Raw genomic sequence first — 1,999 nt, forward strand, 5'->3', positions numbered from 1 at the left:
CGCCGATCTCCGGCTGCTTGTCCTCGAGCGCGCACAGCGCCGAGCCCTTGATCACCGGGATGTCGTCGCCCGGGAACTGGTAGGACGACAGCAGCTCGCGCACCTCCATCTCCACCAGCTCGACCAGGTCGGGGTCGGCCATGTCCATCTTGTTCAGGAACACCACCAGCGCGGGGACGCCGACCTGCCGCGCCAGCAGGATGTGCTCGCGCGTCTGCGGCATCGGGCCGTCGGCCGCCGACACGACCAGGATCGCGCCGTCCATCTGCGCCGCACCCGTGATCATGTTCTTCACGTAGTCCGCGTGGCCGGGGCAGTCCACATGCGCGTAGTGGCGGTTCGTCGTCTCGTACTCGACATGCGCCGTCGAGATCGTGATGCCGCGCGCCTTCTCCTCCGGCGCCTTGTCGATCTGGTCATAGGCGGTGAAGGTCGCGCCGCCGGTCTTCGCGAGCACCTTGGTGATCGCCGCCGTCAGCGACGTCTTCCCATGGTCCACGTGACCGATCGTCCCGATGTTGCAGTGCGGCTTGTTCCGCTCGAATTTCGCCTTGGCCATGGTCGTGCTTCCCGATCGATCCGTGCTTCACCAGCGCCACGCCTTCGGGCGCGGCATCAACGACGCTCCGCGCGCTCGCGCGGAGTTACCAACGATAGTGGCTGAAGGCCTTGTTGGCCTCGGCCATGCGATGCGTGTCCTCGCGCTTCTTGACGGCCGTGCCGCGGTTGTTCGCCGCGTCCATCAGCTCCGCCGAGAGGCGCTCCTCCATCGTGTTCTCGCCGCGCTTGCGCGCGGCCTCGATCAGCCAGCGGATCGCCAGCGCCTGGCGGCGCTCCGGCCGGACCTCGACGGGCACCTGGTAGGTGGCGCCGCCGACGCGCCGCGACCGCACCTCGATCGCCGGCTTCACATTCTCCATCGCCTCGTGGAAGAGGCGGAGCGGGTCGGCATTGGCGCCGCCCTTGCGCTTCAGCGTGTCCATCGCCCCATAGACGATGTTCTCCGCGACGGACTTCTTCCCGTCGTACATCAGCACGTTCATGAAGCGGCTGAGCACGATGTCCCCGAACTTCGGATCCGGCAGGACCTCGCGCTTCTCGGCGCGGTGACGGCGCGACATTGATCCCGTCTCCCTTACTTCGGCCGCTTGGCGCCGTACAGCGAGCGCCGCTTGCGCCGCTTCGGCAGGCCCTGGGTGTCCAGCACGCCGCGCAGGATGTGGTAGCGCACGCCCGGAAGGTCCTTCACGCGGCCGCCACGGATGAGCACCACGGAGTGCTCCTGCAGGTTGTGGCCCTCGCCGGGGATGTAGCTGACGACCTCGTAGCCGTTCGTCAGGCGCACCTTGGCGACCTTGCGGAGCGCGGAGTTCGGCTTCTTCGGCGTGGTCGTGTAGACGCGCGTGCAGACGCCGCGCTTCTGCGGGCAGCCCTGCAGGGCCGGCACCTTGTTCCGCTTCGGGTTCGGCTCACGCCCCTGGGCGATGAGCTGGTTGATCGTCGGCATGACGCCCCTTCGAAGTCCTTGCGGCCCGCCAAGCACATGCACCCGCCGGGCGCGCGCATGCGCGATCCCCACGGGCACTTGTCCCACCCCCGGCCTCAGCCCCCCTGCGGGAGGCGGCGCCGGCGGCGCTGCGCTGTTGGACCAAATACAGCCCAGCCGAGTGGAACGCCTTCGCGGCGCCGCCCCCGGCCGAGGGACGGCTGATTAGCCCTCGGTCCCCGGGGAGTCAAGCGAAGGTGACGGGCGCATTTCCAAGAAGGCGCTCCAGGCCTCGGAACTGGCCCTGCGCGAGCGGCCGCGAAAAGCGAAAGGCCGGCCCCTTTGCAGGGAACCGGCCTTCGCGTTTCGCAGGTCAGCTATGCGACGTGTTATTCGGCCGCGCGCGCCGGGCCCGGAAGCGGCGCCGGGGCGCGCCGCGCCGCCAGGGCGGTGCGGGCCCGCGCGCGCGGGCCCGCCCCCCCCCCCCGCCCCGGCAGCCCCCCCCCCGGGGCC

The 1,999-nt window shown here is 70.0% G+C and carries 3 protein-coding genes; all 3 read right to left on the reverse strand.

Annotated features, from left to right (window positions below; genetic code table 11):
• Window positions 1–559 (reverse strand): GTP-binding protein (locus AC1MIR_RS23610; protein WP_480030624.1); only part of this gene is annotated, 559 nt, incomplete at its 3' end.
• 85 nt (window positions 560–644) lie between these two features.
• The gene (gene rpsG, locus AC1MIR_RS23615; RefSeq protein ID WP_109872743.1) at window positions 645–1,121 is read right to left on the reverse strand and encodes a 30S ribosomal protein S7; all 477 of its coding nucleotides are present in this window, start codon (window positions 1,119–1,121) and stop codon (window positions 645–647) included.
• Between the two features lie 14 nt (window positions 1,122–1,135).
• Window positions 1,136–1,507: a 30S ribosomal protein S12 gene (rpsL, locus tag AC1MIR_RS23620; protein ID WP_109872744.1), complete on the reverse strand. Its 372-nt coding sequence runs from the start codon at window positions 1,505–1,507 to the stop codon at window positions 1,136–1,138.
• Between the last annotated feature and the right edge of the window lie 492 nt (window positions 1,508–1,999).

It is taken from the genome of Falsiroseomonas sp. RANM36 (assembly GCF_056682175.1).